Source organism: Aeromonas sp. s2, from assembly GCF_040907935.1.
GTDB classification, from domain to species: Bacteria; Pseudomonadota; Gammaproteobacteria; order Enterobacterales; family Aeromonadaceae; genus Aeromonas; species Aeromonas dhakensis.
Genome location: NZ_JBFOCR010000020.1, coordinates 213,107 through 235,126 on the forward strand (window position 1 = coordinate 213,107; position 22,020 = coordinate 235,126).

At 62.7% G+C, this 22,020-nt stretch carries 16 protein-coding genes; 9 read left to right on the forward strand and 7 right to left on the reverse strand.

All coding sequences use genetic code 11. From position 1 onward, the window contains the following. Positions 1-287 precede the first annotated feature (287 nt). The 3 genes from prmA (at position 288) to AB5Y81_RS16740 (ending at position 3,065) form a co-directional block, all read left to right on the forward strand. Complete coding sequence (gene prmA / locus AB5Y81_RS16730) at positions 288-1,166, forward strand: 50S ribosomal protein L11 methyltransferase (RefSeq protein ID WP_010675412.1); 879 nt, start codon at positions 288-290, stop codon at positions 1,164-1,166. 284 nt (positions 1,167-1,450) lie between these two features. Then, entirely contained in the window at positions 1,451-2,428 is a 978-nt protein-coding gene (locus AB5Y81_RS16735; protein ID WP_279485362.1) for a D-2-hydroxyacid dehydrogenase family protein, read from the forward strand. 73 nt (positions 2,429-2,501) lie between these two features. Further along, positions 2,502-3,065, forward strand: a complete 564-nt coding sequence (locus AB5Y81_RS16740; protein ID WP_279485361.1) for a sugar O-acetyltransferase — start codon at positions 2,502-2,504, stop codon at positions 3,063-3,065. A gap of 377 nt (positions 3,066-3,442) precedes the next feature. On the opposite strand, the gene AB5Y81_RS16745 is transcribed toward AB5Y81_RS16740, so the two are convergent. The 3 genes from AB5Y81_RS16745 to AB5Y81_RS16755 form a co-directional block, all read right to left on the reverse strand. Then, positions 3,443-3,991, reverse strand: coding sequence for an NAD(P)H nitroreductase (locus tag AB5Y81_RS16745; protein ID WP_021467339.1), 549 nt, complete (start codon positions 3,989-3,991; stop codon positions 3,443-3,445). 37 nt (positions 3,992-4,028) lie between these two features. Next, the gene (locus AB5Y81_RS16750) at positions 4,029-5,861 is read right to left on the reverse strand and encodes an autotransporter outer membrane beta-barrel domain-containing protein (protein ID WP_279485360.1); all 1,833 of its coding nucleotides are present in this window, start codon (positions 5,859-5,861) and stop codon (positions 4,029-4,031) included. Between the two features lie 424 nt (positions 5,862-6,285). Then, complete coding sequence (locus AB5Y81_RS16755; RefSeq protein WP_279485528.1) at positions 6,286-8,307, reverse strand: NADPH-dependent 2,4-dienoyl-CoA reductase; 2,022 nt, start codon at positions 8,305-8,307, stop codon at positions 6,286-6,288. Positions 8,308-8,617: 310 nt separating this feature from the next. Between AB5Y81_RS16755 and sppA the strand changes: the two genes are divergently transcribed. Further along, on the forward strand, positions 8,618-10,462 hold the full coding sequence (gene sppA, locus AB5Y81_RS16760; RefSeq protein WP_279485359.1) for a signal peptide peptidase SppA: 1,845 nt from the start codon (positions 8,618-8,620) through the stop codon (positions 10,460-10,462). A gap of 59 nt (positions 10,463-10,521) precedes the next feature. Here sppA and AB5Y81_RS16765 read toward each other — a convergent pair whose 3' ends face one another. Both AB5Y81_RS16765 and AB5Y81_RS16770 read right to left on the reverse strand, forming a co-directional pair. After that, a complete protein-coding gene (locus tag AB5Y81_RS16765; protein WP_017781495.1) occupies positions 10,522-11,079 on the reverse strand; it encodes an NUDIX domain-containing protein in 558 nt (185 codons plus the stop codon). A 6-nt stretch (positions 11,080-11,085) separates the two neighbouring features. Continuing rightward, positions 11,086-11,853 (reverse strand): DUF2989 domain-containing protein, encoded by a 768-nt coding sequence (locus tag AB5Y81_RS16770; protein WP_085946928.1) that lies wholly within the window; start codon positions 11,851-11,853, stop codon positions 11,086-11,088. Between the two features lie 243 nt (positions 11,854-12,096). Here AB5Y81_RS16770 and AB5Y81_RS16775 point away from each other — a divergent pair, with 243 nt between their 5' ends. Beyond that, complete coding sequence (locus tag AB5Y81_RS16775; protein ID WP_279485358.1) at positions 12,097-13,527, forward strand: glyceraldehyde-3-phosphate dehydrogenase; 1,431 nt, start codon at positions 12,097-12,099, stop codon at positions 13,525-13,527. 40 nt (positions 13,528-13,567) lie between these two features. Further along, entirely contained in the window at positions 13,568-13,861 is a 294-nt protein-coding gene (locus tag AB5Y81_RS16780) for a YeaC family protein (RefSeq protein ID WP_054545439.1), read from the forward strand. A 381-nt stretch (positions 13,862-14,242) separates the two neighbouring features. Here AB5Y81_RS16780 and ansA read toward each other — a convergent pair whose 3' ends face one another. Continuing rightward, complete coding sequence (gene ansA, locus AB5Y81_RS16785) at positions 14,243-15,250, reverse strand: asparaginase (RefSeq protein ID WP_005297986.1); 1,008 nt, start codon at positions 15,248-15,250, stop codon at positions 14,243-14,245. 513 nt (positions 15,251-15,763) lie between these two features. On the opposite strand from ansA, the gene gltS reads away from it, so the two are divergent. Next, positions 15,764-16,963: a sodium/glutamate symporter gene (gene gltS / locus AB5Y81_RS16790; protein WP_017780300.1), complete on the forward strand. Its 1,200-nt coding sequence runs from the start codon at positions 15,764-15,766 to the stop codon at positions 16,961-16,963. A 185-nt stretch (positions 16,964-17,148) separates the two neighbouring features. Here the strand turns inward: gltS and AB5Y81_RS16795 are convergent, their stop codons facing one another. Beyond that, positions 17,149-19,020, reverse strand: a complete 1,872-nt coding sequence (locus AB5Y81_RS16795; RefSeq protein ID WP_017780299.1) for a methyl-accepting chemotaxis protein — start codon at positions 19,018-19,020, stop codon at positions 17,149-17,151. 254 nt (positions 19,021-19,274) lie between these two features. Here AB5Y81_RS16795 and prfB point away from each other — a divergent pair. Continuing rightward, positions 19,275-20,373, forward strand: a protein-coding gene (gene prfB, locus AB5Y81_RS16800; RefSeq protein ID WP_099358782.1) for a peptide chain release factor 2 whose coding sequence is annotated in 2 segments (ribosomal slippage) — positions 19,275-19,349 and positions 19,351-20,373 — 1,098 coding nt in all. Because the reading frame shifts where the segments join, the coding sequence is not laid out codon by codon here. Between the two features lie 24 nt (positions 20,374-20,397). Next, entirely contained in the window at positions 20,398-21,933 is a 1,536-nt protein-coding gene (gene lysS / locus AB5Y81_RS16805) for a lysine--tRNA ligase (RefSeq protein ID WP_005297982.1), read from the forward strand. The last annotated feature ends 87 nt before the right edge of the window (positions 21,934-22,020 follow it).

Consider the following 22,020-nt stretch of genomic DNA (forward strand, 5'->3'; position numbering starts at 1 on the left):
TCCCCGCTTGCTTCCCCCATTTTGCACTGCCACCAGGGTCTGCAGCCCCTGGCCACTCTGCAGGCAAAAAAAAAGCCACCCGAAGGTGGCTGAAAAAGATGACGGAACTTTCCTAGAGCAAAGCATTCAGCGGGAACAGGTTGCTTCCCGTCACCCAATGAGGAATACATGAACCGTGCCAATTCGGCAAAGTCCCCATCCTCCACCACACTGCATGGGCAAACCACGACAGCACACGCCCATGATGATAGAATCCCGCGGTTTCACATTTATGAAGAGTCGACGCCATGCCCTGGATACAAATTCGAATCAACGCCACTGCCAAGACCGCAGACAAGGTGAGCAACATGCTGCTGGGGCGTGGTGCCCAGGCGGTGACCTTTATGGATGCCAAGGATGTGCCCGTCTATGAACCCATGCCGGGCGAGACCCCGCTGTGGGGCGAGACCGAAGTGATGGGGCTGTTTGACGCCGAAACCGATCCGGCGCCCACCATCGCCTTCTTCCAGCAGATCTTCGGCGAAGACGTGGGCTACAAGGTGGAGCAGCTGGAAGACAAGGACTGGGTGCGCGAGTGGATGGATCACTTCCACCCCATGCAGTTCGGCGAGCGGCTCTGGATCTGCCCGAGCTGGCGCGACGTGCCAAACCCCGATGCGGTCAACGTCATGCTGGACCCGGGTCTGGCCTTCGGTACCGGTACCCACCCCACCACGGCGCTCTGCCTGCAGTGGCTGGACGGGCTGGATCTGGCTGGCAAGACAGTGGTCGACTTTGGTTGCGGCTCCGGCATCCTCGGCATCGCCGCCCTGAAACTGGGCGCGGCCCGGGTCATCGGCATCGACATCGATCCGCAGGCCATCCAGGCCAGCCGTGACAACGCCGAGCGCAATGGCGTCGCCGATCAGATCGAACTCTATCTGCCGGCGGATCAGCCGCAAGATGTCGAAGCGGACGTGGTGGTCGCCAACATTCTGGCCGGCCCGCTGCGCGAGCTGGCGCCGCTTATCGCCGGCCACGGCAAGGCGGGCAGCCTGATGGCCCTCTCCGGCGTGCTGGAAAGCCAGGCGCCAGAGCTGGAGACCATCTACGGCCAGTGGTTCGAGATGGACCCGACCGCCGTCAAGGAAGAGTGGTGCCGCCTCTCCGGCCGCAAACTCGGCTGATAAGCAACAAGCCACGGCGGCTGCCAACCCATCGGCCGCAAGCTCGGCTGATAAGCAACAAGCCACGGCGGCTGCCAACCCATCGGCCGCAAACTCGGCTAAGCGGCACTTGCCAAACTATCAACGGGGCTCCCACACGGGAGCCTCGTCTGTTTTCAGCCCGCCGGCGGCAGCCGCTTCTTCGCTGATTCCACCACCCAGCGCCATCCATGCTCATTTGACCACACAGCTCACCCCGTTTCCGGTAGGATAGGCCGCCAGTCCCCCTGCGACACGGAGTGCTTATGCGGATTGCCATACTGGACGACTATCAGGATCAGGTGCGTCATCTGCCCTGCTTTACCCGCCTGGCGGGCCACGACATCACCATTCTCACCCGAAGCGAACCTGACCCCGAGCGCCTTGCCGCCAAGCTGGCAGGGGTGGAGGCGCTGGTGCTCATCCGTGAGCGCACCCGCATCGACGAAGCCTTGCTGCGCAGGCTCCCCTCCCTTCGGCTCATCAGCCAGACCGGCAAGATCAGCCAGCATATCGACCCCCTCCTGTGTCAGCGCCACGGGGTGGCCGTCGCCGAAGGCATCGGCAGCCCCGTGGCGCCCGCCGAGCTCTGCTGGGCCCTCATCATGGCGGCCTCCCGCCACCTCCCGGCCTATTGCCATGCCCTCGCCCAGGGGCAGTGGCAGCAATCTGGCACGCTGGGGCTGGGGCGTACCTTGCAGGGGCTGACGCTCGGCATCTGGGGCTACGGCAAGATTGGCAAACTGGTGGCCGGTTACGGTCGGGCCTTCGGCATGTCGGTGCTGATCTGGGGCAGCGAGGGCTCCCGCCGGCAGGCCGAGCAGGATGGCCATGCCAGCGCCTGTGACAAAGAGAGCTTCTTTCGCGAGGCCGACGTCCTCTCTTTGCATCTGCGCCTGAACGAGGCCACCCGTGGCTGCGTGACCCGCGCCGATCTTGCGCGGATGAAAGCGGACTCCCTGCTGGTCAACGTCAGTCGGGCTGAGCTTGTCGAGCCCGGCGCCTTCTATGCCGAACTCGTCGCCAACCCGACCCGGCGTGCAGCCCTCGACGTGTTCGATGCAGAGCCCGCCACGGCGCAGAGCGAGCCTTTGCTGCGCCTGCCCAATGTGCTGGCGACGCCTCATCTTGGCTATGTGGAGCGCAACAGCTACCAACTCTACTTTCAGGCCGCCTTTGACAACCTGATTGCCTTTGCCGAGGGCAGGCCGACCAATCTGGTGCTGCCCGTAGCGGGCCGCTGATCACGGTTATCCGGCGACCGGGCCGCTAGCATGTATAACCTAGGCGCCACAAAGACAAGCCACAGGAGCTCCCATGACCGAGTACGACAAGATGATCGCCAGCCAGCTTTACAACTGCATGGCACCGGAACTGGATCTGCTGCGCCGGGAGACGGCCCGCCTGTACCGCCGCTTCAATCGCAGCGACGAGGGGGATGAACAGCTGGCGCTGCTGCAGCAGATCGTCGGTGAGCTGGCCCAGGGCGCCTTTATCTGCCCACCCCTCTACTGCACCTATGGCCGCCACATCCATCTTGGCGAGCGCAGCTACATCAACATGGGGGCCACCCTGCTGGACAATGCCCCCATTCGCATCGGCGCCGAGGTAATGATTGGGCCGAACGTGCAGATCTACACCGCCGCCCATGCGCTGGACGCCGATGAACGGATCCAGGGGGTGGAGACCGCGCTGCCGGTCACCATCGAGGACAGGGTCTGGATTGGCGGTGGCGCCATCCTGCTGCCCGGCGTCACCATAGGGCGGGAGGCCATCGTGGGCGCCGGAGCCGTGGTCACCAAAGATGTGCCAGCCGGTGCCCGGGTGGCCGGCAACCCGGCCCGCGTGCTGCCCGCCAAAGGCAAGACGCAGGCGAGCTAGCAGCACGTACCGAGAACCACCCGTAAAAGGTGGGTTTGCCGGTATCAGGGAGTTAAGGGGACCGGCACCTGAAAAACACCCATAAAAATGAAGCCCAATGTCATCAAGACGTTGGGCTGTAAAAAGGTGCTACGGAATTGCGACTCTCATCGCAGAAAATTAGAAGGGGTCACCTTCTAAACTGGCACAGGGATATTAACGAGGCGCAAACGTTTTACATAGCGTAATAAACCAGGATTGAGAACGGCATCTCACTATTTAAAAAATTCCCTGCCAGCCACGGCCTCCCTCTTGGCAATCCTTCAAATATCAGTACAGCCTGTCGCCAGAAACAAAAAAGCCCTGACAAGTCAGGGCTTTATCGACAGTTCATCGGACTAGAAGCGGCGCACGAATTCGCTCACCGGCAGCTCGCGCAGCTTGCGGGCCTCCAGCATGGGGGTGCCAAGGTAGAGGAAGCCCACCAGCTGATCGTCTGTGCCAAGGCCAAGGCCGGCCTGGATCTGCTCGTCAAAGATAAACCAGCCGGAGCGCCAGATGCCGTTGAAGCCCTGGGCCTGGGCCGCCATCTGCATCGCCATCAGGGCGCAGCCGGCGGAAAGCTCCTGCTCCAGTCGCGGCACCTTGGGGTGCTCCTGATGGCGGGTCGCCACCGCGATCACCAGCGGTGCGCGCAGCGGTGCTTCCCGGCACTTCTTGATGCTCTCTTCATCCTCACCGCGGCTACGAGCGGCTTCCGCCAAAAGGGTGCCCAACCGCTCGCGGCCCTCCCCTTCGAACAGGATGAACTGCCAGGGGGTCAGGGTGCCGTGATCCGGCGCCCGCAACCCGGCCTTGAGGATATTGTCGAGTACCTCACCGCTCGGGGCGGGCTCGGCCAGACGGCCACAGGAGTGGCGGTTGAGCAATAACGTCAGTGCATCCATCAAAATCTCCTTCATTGAGAAAAGGTCGGGCCCGGGCTCAGAATGACCTGGAAAGATTGAGCCTCCATTCCCAGACATTCAGCCCCCCCTGACCCAGGCTGAGATAACCGGTACTGGCCGTGACCGTGGTGTCTCCACCCAGCAGAGTGCGCAGCCCGACCCGCATAGTGCCGCTCAACGGCTGGGTGCGGGCCATGTCCAGATTGCCCGTCAGGATATAGCCATCGTTAGGTCTCTCAAAGCCATAATCGAGACCCAGTTCCCCATAAGGCATCACCGGCACACCATCGCGGGTATGATAGAGCCGGCTCAGCTCCAGCGTCCCCGTCATGTTGCCCTGGTTGTAACTGTCGCTCCCCCGTTCCAGCTGCAGGGGCAGGCCACGGTAATCCCCTTGCAACCGATAGCCGTCACTGCGGCCATGACTGTAACTGATCGCGAGTCGGGGACGGAGGGTGAACGCGTCCCACTCGAACTGGGCCGAGCCCCCCAGGTTGCCGCTCACGGACGTCGAACCGTAGTCACCGCTGAGAAACAACAAGCCTTGCTCGTTGTCCATCCAGCCATACATCAGGGTCGCATCCAGCATCCAGCGTTTCGACAATTGATAAGTGAAGTAGGGGCTCAGATTGTAGCCCCCTGCAGCCAGCCTCATTCCCCCTTCGAAGGCACTTGCCTTGCTGTCGAGTCGGGAGACGGCAAATCCCAGCGACATAGCCTGATCGAGACGAGTCTCTGCCCCCAAGGTAAACACATTGGTACTGCCGGACAGATCGCTCCCTTCCCGGTGATCCGCTATGTCGTAGTAGACCTCGTCCCCCCACAAGGCCCAGCGTCTGGGCTGTGGCTGCCCCACCACAACCACAGCCTCCCGGGAAGAGGGACAATCCGGATATCGATCGCGCAGAGTGGGCGGCAGCTGTGCTCGCTCGTCTGCCATGACGCACAATCTGGTTTCATTCCAGGCGCGCTCGCTCGCCAGCTCTCCGGCCGGATGCGTTACCATCGGGAGCACAGGTGTGGGCAGCAGACCTGTGGGCGGCTGTAAAACTCCGGGTCGAGTCGGCATCACTCCCTGCGGCGGCAGAGTGCCAACCGGCGGTGTTACGCCGCCGGGCAGGGTCGGCATCATCCCCTGTGGCGGTAAAGTGCCCACCGGCGGTGTTACGCCGCCGGGCCGGGTCGGCATCATCCCCTGAGGCGGCAAAGTGCCCATCGGCGGTGTTACGCCGCCGGGCCGGGTAGGCATCATCCCCTGTGGCGGTAAAGTGCCCACCGGCGGTGTTACGCCGCCGGGCCGGGTCGGCATCATTCCCTGCGGCGGCAAAGTGCCCACCGGCGGTGTTACGCCACCGGGCCGGGTCGGCATCATCCCCTGTGGCGGTAAAGTGCCCACCGGCGGTGTTACGCCACCGGGCCGGGTCGGCATCATCCCCTGCGGCGGCAAAATGCCCATCGGTGGTGTTACGCCGCCGGGCCGAGTCGGCATCATCCCCTGCGGCGGCAAAGTGCCCATCGGCGGTGTTACGCCACCGGGCCGGGTCGGCATCATCCCCTGTGGCGGCAGAGTACCTATCGGCGGTGTTACACCGCTCTCGGGAGGCAAAACAGCGATAGGAGGGAGCGGCCTGGTCGGCAGAGTGGGCGGAGTGAAATTACCGGGAAAGGTGAAATGTCCATTTTGCTGGTTATCCGTATCGAGCAGGACTCGTTTACCTGATGTCGTATCCAGATAGGCATATAGCTTGTGGGTGCCGCCGTTTTGTACCTCGGGTGACAGGGTCAGATGCAGGCCTCTGCGGTCCTGACTCCAGTTGTCATAGACTTGCCCCTGCTTGGCCGACTCCACCTCAAACTGGCCGGATGACACGGCTGAGAGCCAGACCGAATGCAGTTGATCGCTGGTCCAGCCAAGAAAGATCAATCTGCCGGCAGGATCCGCCAACGCCGGTGAGCAATACAGCATCACCGCCAATGCGACTGAGCCAACACGAGGAGCAGGGTTGCAGACTGGGTGTATGGGTGTTGCCGGGCACATGGTAATGTCCTTATTGCCTTGTCCGGGAGAGGGGATTGGCCGACACGTTCAGGCCAATAGTGGCACCAAGGGGGCATATCTGGCTTGCTGAGCCTGCCCCCGTCTGGCGGTACATCCCTCATGACGCCAGACAGTTATTTGTTGACCCTATGTTAATTTCAGTCAAGCCACAAGCGCCGGCTCTGTCAGAGCAAGGAGATTTCCTATGCAAAGAGGGGCTTGTCGCCCCTCTCGCTTTCCCGTGCCTGAACCTCTTCTAGATGAGGGCTGCCAGCTCGGCCCCCTGACGGATGGCGCGCTTGGCGTCCAGCTCGGCGGCCACGTCGGCCCCGCCGATGATGTGCACCGGCTTGCCCGCCGCCTGCAGACCGGCCTGCAGCTCCTTGAGCGGCTCCTGGCCGGCGCAGATGATCACCTGATCCACCGGCAGGCACTGCTGCTGGTCGCCCACCCGGATGTGAAGCCCCTCGTCGTCGATGCGCAGATACTGCACGCCGGAGAGCATCTCCACCTTGCGGTTCTTCAAGACGGTGCGGTGGATCCAGCCAGTGGTCTTGCCCAGGCCATCGCCCACCTTGCTCTCCTTGCGCTGGAGCAGCCAGATCTGGCGCTCGGGGGCGTCGATCACCGGGGTCGTCAGACCGCCGCGCTCGCCGAGCTGCTTGTCGATGCCCCACTCCTTGAGCCAGTGATCCCGGCTCTGGCCCCCATCCGCCCGTTTTTCCACCAGATATTCGGCCACGTCGAAGCCGATGCCGCCGGCGCCGATCACCGCCACCTTCTCGCCCACCGGCTTGTGATCCCGCAGCACGTCCAGGTAACTCAGCACCTTGGGATGCTCGATACCCGGAATGTTGGGGGTGCGCGGGCGGATACCGGTGGCGAGGATCACCTCGTCAAAGCCGCCGCCAAGCAAGCTCTCGGCACTCTGGCGCTGGCCCAGATAGAGCTCGACGCCGCACTTCTCCAGCCGCTTGGCAAAGTAGCGCAGGGTTTCGTGAAACTCCTCCTTGCCCGGGATCTGCTTGGCGAAGTTGAACTGGCCGCCGATTTCGCTCGCCTGATCGAACAGGCTCACCTGATGGCCGCGCTCGGCGGCGTAGCAGGCAAACGCCAGCCCGGCCGGACCGGCCCCCACCACCGCCAGCTTCTTGGGCTGAGGCACCCGGCCGAAGTTGAGTTCGGTCTCGAAGCAGGCGCGCGGATTGACCAGGCAGGAGGCCCGCTTCTGCTTGAAGATGTGGTCGAGGCAGGCCTGGTTGCAGGCGATGCAAGTGTTGATCTCGTCCGCCCTGTCTTCGGCCGCCTTGATGACGAATTCGGGGTCCGCCAGGAAGGGGCGCGCCATGGAGACCATATCCGCCTCGCCGCCCGCCAGAATGCGCTCGGCCACCTCGGGGGTGTTGATGCGGTTGGTGGTGATGAGCGGCACCTTGAGGTGTTTTTTCAGCTCGGCGGTCACCCAGCTGAAGGCGCCGCGCGGCACGCTGGTGGCGATGGTGGGAATACGCGCCTCGTGCCAGCCGATGCCGGTGTTGATGAGGGTGACCCCCACCTGCTCCAGCGCCTTGCCGAGCGCAATCACCTCTTCCAGGGTCGAGCCCTGCTCCACCAGATCCAGCATGGAGAGGCGGAAGATGATGATGAAATCCGGCCCGACCCGCTCGCGGATGGCGCGGACAATCTCCACCGGGAAGCGCATGCGGTTTTCGCTGCTGCCGCCCCAGCCGTCGGTGCGCTTGTTGGTGCGCTCGCAGATGAACTGGTTGATGAGGTAGCCTTCCGAGCCCATCACCTCGACCCCGTCGTAGCCCGCGCTCCTGGCCAGTTGCGCGGTGGAGGCGAAGTCGCGGATGGTGCCGCGGATCTGCCGTTCGCTCATGGCGCGCGGCTTGAACGGAGAGATGGGGGCCTTGAGGGCACTCGGCGCCAAGCTGAACGGATGATAGGCGTAGCGGCCGGCATGGAGGATCTGCAGCGCTATCTTGCCCCCTTCCTGATGCACCGCACTGGTCACCTTCTTGTGCTTGGCCACCTGCCAGGGAAAGCTCAGCTGGGATCCGTGAGGCACCAGTCGGCCACGCAGGTTGGGGGCGATGCCGCCGGTCACGATGAGGCCGACCCCGCCCCGGGCCCGCTCGCCATAGAAGGCGGCCAGCTTGTCAAAGCCCCCCTTCTCCTCTTCGAGGCCGGTGTGCATGGATCCCATCAACACGCGGTTGCGCAGCTGGGTAAAGCCCAGATCGAGGGGGGTCAGCAGGGTCGGGTAACGGCTCATCATGAACTCCTTGTCGGGGCCGGGCTGGATGGCACCACGCCCATCCCCCGCCGTCCGGACTCAGGCCTGGAACAAGGCGGCAGCATGGGTGGGCGGCTCACAGGGCCTCCAGTTAATTTTTTGTTATCAAACCGAGGCTAGAGTAAAGAATCAAAAATGCTTTTTCAAACAAATGTTTGGACAATTTTTCGGCGAACAGACGTGTTCCGAACTCACCGGCTCCAATCCTCTCCAAGCGGAAATGGCATTTCACCGGCCAACTGGTTAATAATGGCGCTTCCCTCCCCATTAACAGGGCGATAACGCGACTATGTCTATTTTCAAAGGTCTGGGTTGGCTGTTTCGCAGCCTGTGGCGCCTGCTCAATTTCACCCGGCTGATGCTGGTCAATCTGCTGTTTCTCGTCGTGGTCTTGATCATCGTTTTCAGCGTCAGCCAGAAAGAGGCCCCCAGCGCCCCCATCGAAGGGGCCCTCACCCTCAATCTCTCCGGCGTACTGGTGGAACAGCGCTCGCAAACCGATCCCACTGTGCAGCTGCTGCGCCAGGTGGACAACAGCGACGATCTGCCCAGCGAGATCGTCCTCTCCGATCTGCTGTGGGCCATCAAGAACGCCAAGGATGACGATCGCATCAAGGCACTGGTGATCAAGCCCCAGGGGCTGCAGGGCACCAGCTTCTCCAAGCTGCAGGAGGTGGCGAACGCCATCGATGCATTCAAGGAGAGCGGCAAGCCGGTCATCGCCATGGCCGACTTCTACACCCAGGGCCAGTACCTGCTGGCCGCCCACGCCGATCACGTGCTGCTCAACCAGAGCGGCGCCGTGGTGATCGAGGGGCTCGGCGTCTACCAGACCTACTACAAGTCGGCGCTGGAGAAGCTCAACATCACCCCGCACGTGTTCAAGGTCGGTACCTACAAGTCTTTCGTCGAACCCTATACCCGCGACGAGATGTCCCCCGAGAGCAAGGAGGCGAACCAGCGCTGGCTGGATCAGCTGTGGCAATCCTATGTGGCCGACGTGGCCGAGCAGCGCGAAATCGAACCGGACGCCGTGGCACCGGGCAAGGATCGCTTCCTCGAGCTGCTGCGCAAGGCCGGCGGCAATGCCGCCAACTACGCCCTCGACAATGGTCTGGTGGACCAGCTGGCGACCCGCGACGAGATGACCCAGGCGGTGATCAAGGAAGTGGGCGAGAGCGATGACCACGGCTGGAAGGGGGTTGGCCTCAAGGAGTACCTGGCCGCCATTCCGAACCAGTATCCCCAGAGCGGCAAGGATGAGGTGGGCCTCATCGTCGCCAGCGGCGCCATCATGGATGGCGTCCAGCCTGCCGGCACCATCGGCGGTGACAGCCTCTCCGATCTGCTGGCCGATGCCCGCCGTGACGACAAGGTGAAGGCCGTGGTGCTGCGGGTCGACAGCCCCGGCGGCAGCGCCTTCGCCGCCGAGCAGATCCGCGCCGAGCTGCTGGCCCTCAAGCAGGCCGGCAAGCCGGTGGTGATCTCCATGGGCAGCTACGCCGCCTCCGGCGGTTACTGGATCTCCGCCGATGCGGACAAGATCTTCGCCTCCCCCACCACCCTCACCGGCTCCATCGGGGTGTTCGGTATGTTCGCCACCATCGACAAGGCGCTCTCCCAGTACGGGGTGCACACCGACGGCGTCGGCACCACCGACTATGTCGGCGTCGGCCTGACCCGCGCCCTGCCGGAACACGTCGGCCAGGCGATCCAGCTGAACGTGGAGGATACCTACCAGCGCTTCGTCGGTCTGGTGAGCAAGGGCCGCGGCCTGAGCCCGGAAGAGACAGAGAAAGCGGCCGAGGGCCGGGTCTGGACCGGTCAGGATGCCAAGGCGCTGGGCCTGGTGGACGAGTTTGGCGATCAGGAGGCGGCCATCAAGGCGGCAGCCGAGCTGGCCAACCTCAAGGAGTGGCAGGTCGCCCCCATCGAGCAGGAAGAGTCGGCCAAGGACAAGTTCCTGCGCCAGCTGTTCGACAGCAGCGCCCAGGTGCTGGCTTCGCACCTGCAGAGCTGGCTGCCGGCAGGCCTTGGCAAGGCGCTGGTGGAGGTGAACCGCAGCCTGGACCCGCTGACCCGCTTCAACGATCCGCAGGGCACCTACGCCCTCTGCCCGGTCTGCACACCCTGATCGGCAACCAACAAAAAAACCGCCAATCGGCGGTTTTTTTGTTGGCGTGGTGAAAGAACTCAGCCCAGCAGGCCGGCACCGTGCCAGTGCTGCAGTTCGGCCAGCACCCGGGTCTCCCGCGCCGTCCACTGGGGGCAGGAGCCCGCCAGCTGGGTCTTGTTGGTCTGCAGCGCCTCGGCCAGCTCGAACCAGCCCGGCGTGAAGCCGAGCCTTATCTCGTAGGGCTGGGGCCGCGGCTCGCTCCAGTTCTCCCCCACCTGACAGAGGTAGTAGAAGGAGCGGATGCAGTAGGCGTCGTAGTCGGCCTCGCGGGCCGGACGGTACTCCCGCGTCTGCCCGAGCAGGGCGCCGACCGCCACCAGCTCGGCACCACACTCTTCGCGCAGCTCGCGGGCCAGGGCCGTGTTGTGGCACTCTCCGTGCTCGATGCCACCACCAGGAAACATGAGATCGCCGTTGACACTGGAGTGCACCAGCAGCAGCTGGTCGCCACGCAGCACGATGGCCCGGACTGTGACCCGCTCCAGCTGGCGGCCATCCGTATTGACCCGGCCGTGGGTGAGCCGGATGTCGAAGGGGTGCGGCCAGTCGCTGGCCAGAGGTTCAATGTGGTTCATCAGGACTCAGGGACGATAGGTTCCGCTTTTCAGCTGTTCGACCAGGATGGCGGCCTGGCTGTCCAGACCCTCCTGCTGTTGTTTGCTCAGGGAGTGGTAGAGGCTGAAACGGCTGGCCGACACCTCGGCGGCGTTCTGGAACGACTCGCTCACCTTGCCCCACAGATAGGCCTGCCCGTACTCCTTCTGGCCCATGTAGAGGGTGCTGAGGGAAGTGAGGATGCGGCCGTTCACCTGATCCCCTTCCCGGTAGAGAGAGAGGGCGTGCTGCATCAGCGCGATGGCCTTTTGCGGCTCGCGCTTGGCATAGATGCCCCCGAGCGCCAGCTGCAGTTCGGGCTCCTCCAGCGCGGGCTGCCCCTCCAGCGCCAGAAACTGCTGGCGGGCCAGCTCGTTGGTGTTGTTGGTCCAGTGCCAGAGCAGCAGATAGGGATCCTTGGCGTTGCGGGTGGCGGCATCGAGCTGGGCCAGCTGGTCGCCGGCCGCCAGCATCCCCTCCACCCGCGGGCTCTTCTGCTCGCGGGCATTCTTGTACTCGATGTTGGTGGAGCGTTCGGCACATTTGAGGTAGCGCTCCAGGTTGCGCATCAGCTCATACTTGCGCCGATCCGTCCCCTCCTCCTTGAGATAGAAGCGGCTGCGAATGATGTCGGTACGCTCGTAGCGGCACCAGCCATCGTCTACCAGATCCTGACAGAGCTCGGGATGGTTGCTGCAAATATTGTGGATCCGGTCGTCATTGCAGCCCGCAACGGCAAGGCCGACGGAAAGCATGATGAAGGTCTGTCGCAGGGGCAAATTGGCCATGGCTCACATCTTGTTGAAAACGCAGGTTGATAACAACGGGAGCCTCGAGCGGCCACCTACGACTAGCAAACCGGTTACATATCCATTACAATGCGCGCGCCGTATAAGGCCGCGACTGCAGAATAATATAACGAAATATACACCCCTACACTGATCTGCATTCGACGAATTTCTATTTGCCCCAACAACGTGAAATAAAGGATCTGGTCAATGACCCACGAGCACTATCTGCAGGCGTGGCAGGAGAGCCAGGAGCTCGCCGAAGCCATGCAACCCCTGATCGGTCGCCTCTACCGTCAGCAAGGGATCGAGATCACCATCTTCGGCCGCCCGCTGCAAAACGCCTCCACCATCGATATCCTCAAGGCCCACCGGGTCGTTCGCCGCCACCAGGGAGCCCCCCTCCCGATCCAACAGAGCTTTCCCCTGCTGCAAGCCATCCTGGCCCTGAACCCGACCGCCGCCGAGATCGATCTGGGCAAGCTGGCCGTGGGTTACTGGCAGGATCACCAGGATGACGCCAGCATCGACGACTACCTGCGTGCCAAGCTGGCACCGGCCCTGGGTCGCGGCGTACCGGCTCCGACCGACGTGGTGCTGTACGGCTTCGGCCGCATCGGCCGTCTGCTGGCCCGGTTGCTGATCGAGCGCACCGGCGCCGCCAACTCCCTGCGCCTGCGCGCCATCGTGGTGCGCGGCGGTCGCGACGGGGATCTGGAGAAGCGTGCCAGCCTGCTGCGCCGTGACTCAGTACACGGCCCCTTCAACGGCTCCATCGAAGTGGATGTGGAACGCAGCGCCATCATCGCCAATGGCACCTTCATCCAGGTGATCTATGCGAACAGCCCGGCCGACATCGACTACACCGCCTACGGCATTCACGATGCGCTGATCGTCGACAACACCGGCGTCTGGCGTGACGAGGCGGGTCTGTCTGAACACCTCAAGGCGCGCGGCGCCGCCCGGGTGCTGCTGACCGCTCCCGGCAAGGGGGAGATGAAGAACGTGGTGTTCGGGGTCAACCACGAGGTGATCACGTCTGACGATCGCATCATCTCCGCCGCCTCCTGCACCACCAACGCCATCACCCCGGTGCTCAAGGTGATGCAGGACAAGTACGGCATCCGCCACGGCCATGTGGAGACGGTCCACTCCTACACCAACGACCAGAACCTCATCGACAACTATCACAAGGGCGAGCGCCGCGGTCGCAGCGCGGCCCTCAACATGGTGATGACCAGCACCGGCGCCGCCAAGGCGGTGGCCAAGGCGCTGCCCGAGCTCAAGGGCAAGCTGACCGGCAACGCCATCCGGGTGCCCACCCCCAACGTGTCGCTGGCCATCATCAACCTGTCGCTGGAGCAGACCACCGATCGGGAGAGCCTCAACGCCTATCTGCAGCAGATGGCACTGAGCTCCGCCCTGCATCGCCAGATCGACTTCAGCGCCAGCACCGAGCTGGTCTCCTCCGACATGGTGGGCTCCCGCTTTGCGGGCATCGTCGACTCCCAGGCCACCATCGCCGAGGGGGATCACTGCGTGCTCTACGTGTGGTATGACAACGAGTTCGGGTACAGTTGTCAGGTAGTGCGGGTGATGGAGCAGATGGCTGGCGCAGTTCGCCAGGATCTGCCGGTCTGATCCCGATTCGTCATGGCTCAATGTGCAAGGAGAAGGCCGGATGTCATTTCAACAAGGTGAGTTTTTGCAAGCAATCAGGCAGATGCCCGCAGAGGTGTACGAGCGCCTCAAGACCGCGGTCGAGCTCGGCAAGTGGCCCGATGGCAAACCGCTCACCAACGAGCAGAAGGCCACGTCGCTGCAGGCGGTAATGGCCTGGCAGGCGATGCACCTCGACAACCCCGAGCACATGAACATCGGCCGTGACGGCGAGATCGTGATGAAGAGCAAGAGCGAGCTCAAGCGCCAGTATCGCGACGAGGAAGAGATAGTGCGGGTCGACCTCAGCCACTGAGGCAGGCCGCACGTCACCTATCGCGGTAACAAAACGAAAGAGGGGAGCCATGATGGCTCCCCTCTTTTTTATCTCTGCAAAGTGATCCCCCTCATCCCCAGCCCTTCTCCCGCCAGGGGAGAAGGGAGCAGGCTCGCAGCTGCGAACCGTAAGCGGGCCACCTGCCGGCGATCTTCATGGCAAGCTTCGCGGTCAACAGCACCTCGAGCTATCCCCTCTCCCCCCATGGTAGGGAGGTCAGAAGCTGTTCACAACCTGTCGCGAGAAGACGTCAACAAGGTGAAGAGCAGCGCAGGAACCGGAGTGTATACGCATACATGAGGATTCCGAGCAGCACATGAGCCTTGATCACGGCTTCGCAGTAAGGTCGTGGACAGTTTCTCAGGGGGTCAGCTCACCACGCAGGGACTGCTGCATCAGCTCGCGGATGCGCGGCGCCGGCAGATCCTGGCTCAGCAGGAAGTGCAGCTTGGTCAGCGCCGCCTCGGCGGTCATGTCAAAGCCCGAGATGACCCCGGCCCGCGACAGGGCGTTGCCGGTGGCATAGCCCCCCATGTTGACCTTGCCGTGCAGACACTGGCTCAGGTTGACGATGATGACGCCGCGGGCGGATGCCTCGGAGAGCAGCGCCAGCATGGCCGGATTCTGCGGTGCATTGCCCACCCCGAACGAGAGCAGGATCAGCGCCCGCACCGGTTGCTGCAGGATGTTGGCGATCACCTCGGCCGAGATGCCGGGATAGAGGGTCACCACACCGATGGGCTGGGGGGTGATGTCGTGCAGCACCAGCGGCCGCTCGGAGGGCACGCCCAGCTCGCCTGCCTCCAGCGAGATGGCGATGCCGGCGTTGAGCAGCGGCGGGTAGTTCGGCGAATCGAAGGCGTGGAAGCCGTCGGCGTGCACCTTCTTGCTGCGGTTGCCGCGATAGAGCTGGTTGTTGAAGAACAGCGTCACCTCGTGGATCGGGTAGTTGGCCGCGATGTAGAGGGCGTTGAGCAGGTTCTGCTGACCGTCGGAGCGCAGCTCGGCGAGCGGGATCTGGGAGCCGGTGATGATCACCGGCTTGTGCAGATCCTCCAGCATGAAGGAGAGCGCCGAGGCGGTGAACGACATGGTGTCGGTGCCGTGCAGGATGACGAAACCGTCGTATTTCTCGTAGTTGTCACGAATGTCCTCGGCGATGCGCTGCCAGTCCGCCGGCGTCATGTCGGAAGAGTCGATGAGGGGCGCATATTCGTGAATATGGTAATCCGGCATCTCGGGACGATGGAACTCGGGCATCCGCGCCAGACAGTCTTCCATGAAGCCCGCCATCGGCACATAGCCGTGGTCGGAACGCTGCATCCCTATGGTGCCGCCTGTGTAGGCGATATAGATGGACTTCTTCACACCCTCTCCTCTTTGATGGGCACAACAGCCGCGAATCGTGGCTCAAACGGGACGAAACGGTGGCATCGACTGCCTGCCGCATTCGCCATGGGCCGAAAGCCCGCACATGATAGCGCGCCAGGCCGCCGGCTCACATCCCACCAGTGCCGTCCGCGGGCCAAAAACCGCCGAATTATAGGGACTGGTGCCCCAAATGACAGCCAGGAAATAGCCCTCACCCCGGCTTGCACCGCGACCAACCAGATAGTGTTAAATTTCACAACAAACACAATGAGCGACCATTTATCTGACAAATGTGGATATAAGTGGTGTTTTTTGCTACTATCCGCTCGATTTTTCATAAATCTCATCTGGATGCCTGATCAATTCAGGCCCGCACCGGTCCCATTCTTACGTGGGGCGGGGGCATGTCGCCCCTTCTTTGTTGGCACCTGAGCCACACTGTTTTTATCCCGGCTGAATCTGTGAGTCTGCATCAACGAAAGACACAGCCAATCAACATGGGAGTACTGAATGCTACAACTTGATTCCTACGCCACCCTGGTCGCAGCCACCCTGGTGTTGCTGCTCGGTCGTCTGCTGGTGACCCGAGTCGGGCTGCTGCGCACCTTCAACATCCCCAAACCGGTTGCCGGCGGCCTGGTGGTCGCCCTGGTGCTGCTGCTGCTGCGCGCCACCCTGCAGATGGAGCTGCAGTTCGATACCAGCCTGCAAACCCCGCTGATGCTGGCGTTCTTCGCCTCCATCGGTCTCTCCGCCGATCTCGCCAGCCTCAAGCGCGGCGGCAAGGCGGTGCTCACCTTCCTGCTGGTGGTCACCGGCCTGCTGCTGGTGCAGAACAGCCTGGGGGTGGGCCTGGCCACCCTGCTCGGTCTGGATCCCCACATGGGGCTGCTGGCCGGCTCCATCACCCTCTCCGGCGGCCACGGCACCGGGGCGGCCTGGGGCGCCACCTTCACCGAGAAGTACGGGGTGCAATCCGCCGCCGAGCTCGCCATCGCCTGTGCCACCTTCGGCCTGGTGCTGGGCGGCCTGATCGGTGGTCCGGTGGCCCGCTATCTGGTGAAGAAGGTGCAGGTGCCCGGCGAGGAGCACAACCGGGACGACGCGCCGCAAGGCTTCGAGATGCCGGACATGGAGCGCCCGCTCACCACCTTCAGCCTGATCGAGACCCTGGCGCTGATCGCCATCAGCCTGAAGGGGGGCGAGATGCTCTCCGCCTATCTCAAGGGCGGCGCCTTTGAGCTGCCGGTGTTCGTCTGCGTGCTGTTCGTCGGCGTGCTGCTGCGCAACGTGCTGACCCTGCTCAACTGGCACGAGGTGAGCGACCGCGAAGTCTCCCTGCTCGGCAACGTCAGTCTGTCGCTGTTCCTGGCGATGGCGCTGATGAGCCTGCGACTGTGGGATCTGGCCAACCTGGCGCTGCCCATCTTCATCCTGCTGGCGGCCCAGACCGTGGCCATGGCGCTCTACGCCATCTTCGTCACCTTCCGGGTGATGGGCCGCAACTATGATGCGGCCGTGCTGGCAGCGGGCCACTGCGGCTTTGGTCTGGGGGCCACCCCCACCGCCATCGCCAACATGCAGGCCATCACCCAGCGCTTCGGTCCCTCCCACCTGGCGTTTCTGGTGGTGCCCATGGTGGGCGCCTTCTTCATCGACATCATCAACGCCATGGTGATCAAGCTGTTCCTGGCACTGCCCTTCCTGTAACTCCTTTCCCGTCAGACGTATATGAACAGAGCCCACCCCCTGGTGGGCTCTGCCATTTCTGCTGGCCAGCTTCTCTGCACCACTTCCTTCATGGATAGCCGTGGCGAGACCCATAAACAAAAAGCCCCGCACTCGGCAGAGTGCGGGGCTTGGTCATGGCGGCCGTGTTCGCCGCGTTCAAGCACTTACAGGATAAAGGTCGAGACCTGCTTGTTCAGGTCGGTGGCCCGCCCCTTGAGGCTCTCGGCCTGATCCAGATCGCGCATGGCAGCGGCGGTGATCTCGTCACTCACATCCTTGATGGCGGTGGTGTTCTGGGTGATCTCGCCGGTCACCTGGGTCTGCTCCTCGGCGGCCGTAGCGATCTGGCCTGCCATGTCGGAGATGAGGCTGACTGCCTGGGTGATCTCTTCGAGCGCAGCGGCGGCGGCATCGGCGTCTTTCACGCTGTTGTCCGCCAGCCCCTGACTGGTCTGCATCAGGCTCACCGCACGGGCCGTGGTCTGCTGCAGGGTCTCGATGGTGGACTGGATCTCCTGGGTGGAGTCCTGGGTGCGGCGCGACAGCACCCGCACCTCGTCCGCCACCACCGCGAAACCGCGACCCTGTTCACCGGCGCGGGCCGCTTCGATGGCCGCGTTCAGCGCCAGCAGGTTGGTCTGCTCGGCGATACCCTGAATGGTGGAGAGGATGCCGGAGATGGCCTGGGCGTGGCGACTCAGCTCGCCGATCACCTCGGTCGCCTGCCCCACTTCCTCGGCCAGACCGTTGATGGACTGACGGGTCTGGTTCACCAGCATCTTGCCCTGCTCACTGCTCTGGGCGGACTGCTGGGCCGCGGCGGCGGTGTTCTCGGCGTTGCCGGCGATCTCCATGGTGGCGCTCGCCATCTCGGTAACCGCGGTGGCGACCATGGTCACCTCCTGCTGCTGGCGCTGCAGCTCGTCCACGGCGGCCTGGTTGGTCACCAGACTGCGCTCGGCATCGGCATTCAGCTCGTTGGCCAGTTGGCGGATGTTGCCGATCAGCTGGTGCTGGCTGCCGACGAAGCGGTTGAAGCTGTTGGCCAGCTGACCCACCTCGTCGTTGGTGTCGATCTTGATGCGCTGGGTCAGATCGCCGTTACCGTCGGCGATGCGGGCCAGGGCCTGGGAGACCTTGCCGAGCGGGCCGAGCAGCAGGCTGACCAGCCAGGAGATGGCGAGGATGCTGCCCACCAGCACCAGCAGGGCCAGGCCGAGCTGAGTCATCAGCAGGGAAGAGAGCGGCGCCTCCAGGGTCTCCTTGTCCAGCACCAGCACCAGCTCCCAGTCGGTGTCGGGGATATCCACCGCCCACAGCAGCTTGTCGCGCCCTTCGCCGTCGAAGTAGGCCGGCACCAGGCTGTTGCTGGTCTTGCTCTGCTCGATCAGGGCATTGGTCAGATCGTTGTCGATCTCGGTGGCCGGTTTCATCGCCTTGGCTGCGTCCTTGTAGGCGATGACGGTGCCATCCTTGTGCATCATGATGGCGAAACCGTCGGCCGGCAGCTTCATCTTGGTGACGTCTTCCACCAGGGAGGCGATGGAGAGGTCGCCGCCGACCACGCCGCCCTGCGCCGGCTGGGCCAGGGTCACCACCATGATGTTGTAGGCCACGTCAAGGTAAGGCTTGGTGACGATCATGCCACCCTTGCCCATCGCCTCCTGATACCAGCCGCGGGAGCGGGGATCGTAACCGTCACGGTTGATGGAGGGATCGGAGTCGTTCATCTTGCCGCTGCTCTCGCCAAAGTAGGTGAGCTGGAAGCGGCCGGAGACTTGCGCCTGTTGCAGGGCGTTGAGGGGTTCGGCACCGGCCTTGTTGCCGAGCGCCTGAATGACGTCGCGACGGGCCGCGAGCCAGTCACTGACGCTGGCGGCCTGCTGGTTGCCGAGGCGTTGCACCTGTTCCTGACTGCCTTGCAGCAACAGGGACTTCTGGCTGGTGTAGCTCTGCCAGGAGAGCAGCAGGATCACCAGCGAGAGGGCGATGACCACTGACAACAGTATCTTCTGCTTGAGTGATAGATTTTTCATCATGCGTTCTTCTTATGGAGGTCAGGAACAGGATTTCCCAAAAAGTGCACAGCACTGCGTAGTTATTAACGACCCGTCGGCACAAAACTGAACCGGAAAATGGGGCGGTGGGCGATATTTTCCACCGAGTTGGGGAAAACTGCACCAGAAATTGACTACCGGACACGCACAAGGACAGCCGACCCTGTTTATTCCTTCCACAATTGGCTAGAATATCCCGTTTTTAAATCACATCGACCCCGAGAGTTTTCACGATGTTTGAAGTCAATCCTGTATTAAACAAGCTTAAGGAGCTGTCTGAGAGGACCGAGCTGCTTAGGGGGTACCTTTGACTATGACGCCAAGAAAGAGCGTCTAGAAGAGGTCAACGCCGAGCTGGAACAGCCGGACGTCTGGAATGAACCCGAGCGCGCACAGGCGCTGGGCAAGGAGCGCGTCGCGCTGGAGAACGTGGTCGGCACCATCGACACCCTGACCCAGGGTGCTGACGATGTGGCCATGCTGGTCGAGTTGGCCGTGGAAGGCGAAGACGAAGATACCTTCAACGAAGCTGTGGCTGAAGCCGACGTGCTGGAGTCCAAGCTGGTGGACCTCGAGTTCCGCCGCATGTTCTCCGGCCAGCACGATCCCTCCGACTGCTACATCGACATCCAGTCCGGCTCCGGCGGTACCGAGGCCCAGGACTGGGCCAACATGGTGCTGCGCATGTACCTGCGCTGGGGCGATGCCCACGGCTACAAGCCCGAGCTCATCGAATGCTCCGAAGGCGACGTGGCCGGCATCAAGTCCGCCACCATCAAGTTCACCGGTGAGTACGCCTTCGGCTGGCTGCGCACCGAGACCGGCGTCCACCGCCTGGTGCGCAAATCGCCGTTCGATTCCGGCGGTCGTCGCCACACCTCGTTCTGCTCCGTGTTCGTCTACCCCGAGATCGACGATGACATCGACATCGAGATCAACCCGGCCGACCTGCGCATCGACGTCTACCGTGCCTCCGGCGCCGGTGGTCAGCACGTCAACCGGACCGAATCCGCGGTACGTATTACCCACATTCCCACTGGGGTCGTGGTACAGTGCCAGAACGATCGTTCCCAGCACAAAAACAAAGATCAGTGTATGAAGCAGCTGAAAGCCAAGCTCTACGAGCTGGAAATTCAGAAGCAGAATGCCGAGAAGCAAGCCCTCGAAGAGACCAAGTCCGACATCGGCTGGGGCAGCCAGATCCGTTCCTATGTGCTGGATGATGCGCGCATCAAGGATCTACGTACCGGCGTCGAAACCCGCAACACCCAGGCGGTACTCGACGGCGATCTGGACAAGTTTATCGAAGCTAGCCTGAAGTCAGGCCTGTAAAAAAACAGAACAGCAGGAATCACCATGTCTGAACAAACCACCACTCCGGAAGTCGACCAAACTCTCGAACTGAACAACGAGATGCAGGAGCGTCGTTCCAAGCTGGCCGCCTTGCGCGCCCAGGGCAACCCCTTCCCCAACGACTTCCGTCGTGACCACCTCTCCGGCGATCTGCACGCCGAGTTTGGCGACAAGAGCGCCGACGAGCTGGCCGCACTGGGTAAACGGGTGAAGATTGCCGGTCGCATCATGACCCGCCGGATCATGGGCAAGGCGTCTTTCGCCACCCTGCAGGACATGGCAGGCAAGATCCAGGTCTACGTCACCCGTGACGACCTGCCGGAAGGCTTCTACAACGAGCAGTTCAAGAAGTGGGATCTGGGCGACATCGTGGGTGTCGAAGGTACCCTGTTCCGCACCAACACAGGCGAACTCTCCGTTCACGTCTCCGACATTCGCCTGCTGACCAAGGCCCTGCGCCCGCTGCCCGAGAAGCACAAAGGTCTGACCGACCAGGAAGCCCGCTGCCGTCAGCGTTACCTGGATCTGATCGCCAACGAAGAGTCCCGCAAGACCTTCGTGACCCGTACCAAGGTCGTGGCCGGTATCCGCAAGTTCCTGAACGACAAGCGCTTCATGGAAGTGGAAACCCCCATGATGCAGGTCATCCCGGGTGGCGCCTCTGCCCGTCCGTTCATCACCCACCACAACGCGCTGGACATCGACATGTACCTGCGTATCGCTCCGGAACTCTATCTGAAGCGTCTGGTGGTCGGTGGCTTCGAGCGTGTCTACGAGATCAACCGCAACTTCCGTAACGAAGGTATCTCCGTTCGCCATAACCCCGAGTTCACCATGCTCGAGTTCTATATGGCCTACGCCGACTACATCGATCTGATGGATCTCACCGAAGAGATGCTGCGCACCCTGGCGCAAGACATCCTGGGCGACACCAAGATCCGTTACGCCAAAGAGGGCGAAGAGGGCCTGACCATCGATTTCGGTCAGCCGTTCCAGCGCCTCTCCATGGTTGACTCCATCCTGAAGTACAACCCGGATGTGACCCGTGACGATCTGGCGACCCTGGAGAAGGCCACCGCCGTCGCCAAGCGCCTGCACATCGAGCTGATGAAGAGCTGGGAGCTGGGCCACGTGATCACCGCGATCTTCGAAGAGACCGTGGAGCACATGCTGCTGCAGCCGACCTTCATCACCGAGTACCCGGCCGCCGTCTCTCCGCTGGCCCGTCGCAACGACCAGAACCCGGACGTCACCGACCGCTTCGAATTCTTCATCGGCGGCCGCGAGCTGGCCAACGGCTTCTCCGAGCTGAACGATGCGGAAGATCAGGCCGAGCGCTTCCAGGCTCAGGTTGACCAGAAAGCCGCAGGCGACGACGAAGCCATGTTCTACGACGCCGACTTCGTCACCGCGCTGGAACACGGTCTGCCGCCGACTGCCGGTCAGGGGATCGGTATCGACCGTCTGGTGATGCTGTTCACCAACAGCCACACCATCCGCGACGTCATCCTGTTCCCGGCTCTGCGTCCACAAAAGTAAGCGCCGCAGAAACAGGGTCGTAGCAGCACAGCTGCCGTCCATGACAATCAAAACGCCCCGCAACTGCGGGGCGTTTTTTATGGTAGG

Excerpts from the sequence above, each read along its gene's own strand:
- AB5Y81_RS16765 (WP_017781495.1), bottom strand. The coding sequence starts at position 11,079 with ATGAACCACATTGAACCTCTGGCCAGCGACTGGCCGCACCCCTTCGAC.
- AB5Y81_RS16780 (WP_054545439.1), top strand. The coding sequence starts at position 13,568 with ATGTCATTTCAACAAGGTGAGTTTTTGCAAGCAATCAGGCAGATGCCC.
- AB5Y81_RS16735 (WP_279485362.1), top strand. The coding sequence starts at position 1,451 with ATGCGGATTGCCATACTGGACGACTATCAGGATCAGGTGCGTCATCTG.
- AB5Y81_RS16745 (WP_021467339.1), bottom strand. The coding sequence starts at position 3,991 with ATGGATGCACTGACGTTATTGCTCAACCGCCACTCCTGTGGCCGTCTG.
- AB5Y81_RS16755 (WP_279485528.1), bottom strand. The coding sequence starts at position 8,307 with ATGAGCCGTTACCCGACCCTGCTGACCCCCCTCGATCTGGGCTTTACC.
- AB5Y81_RS16795 (WP_017780299.1), bottom strand. The coding sequence starts at position 19,020 with ATGAAAAATCTATCACTCAAGCAGAAGATACTGTTGTCAGTGGTCATC.
- AB5Y81_RS16775 (WP_279485358.1), top strand. The coding sequence starts at position 12,097 with ATGACCCACGAGCACTATCTGCAGGCGTGGCAGGAGAGCCAGGAGCTC.
- AB5Y81_RS16770 (WP_085946928.1), bottom strand. The coding sequence starts at position 11,853 with ATGCTTTCCGTCGGCCTTGCCGTTGCGGGCTGCAATGACGACCGGATC.
- AB5Y81_RS16740 (WP_279485361.1), top strand. The coding sequence starts at position 2,502 with ATGACCGAGTACGACAAGATGATCGCCAGCCAGCTTTACAACTGCATG.
- lysS (WP_005297982.1), top strand. The coding sequence starts at position 20,398 with ATGTCTGAACAAACCACCACTCCGGAAGTCGACCAAACTCTCGAACTG.
- prmA (WP_010675412.1), top strand. The coding sequence starts at position 288 with ATGCCCTGGATACAAATTCGAATCAACGCCACTGCCAAGACCGCAGAC.
- gltS (WP_017780300.1), top strand. The coding sequence starts at position 15,764 with ATGCTACAACTTGATTCCTACGCCACCCTGGTCGCAGCCACCCTGGTG.
- sppA (WP_279485359.1), top strand. The coding sequence starts at position 8,618 with ATGTCTATTTTCAAAGGTCTGGGTTGGCTGTTTCGCAGCCTGTGGCGC.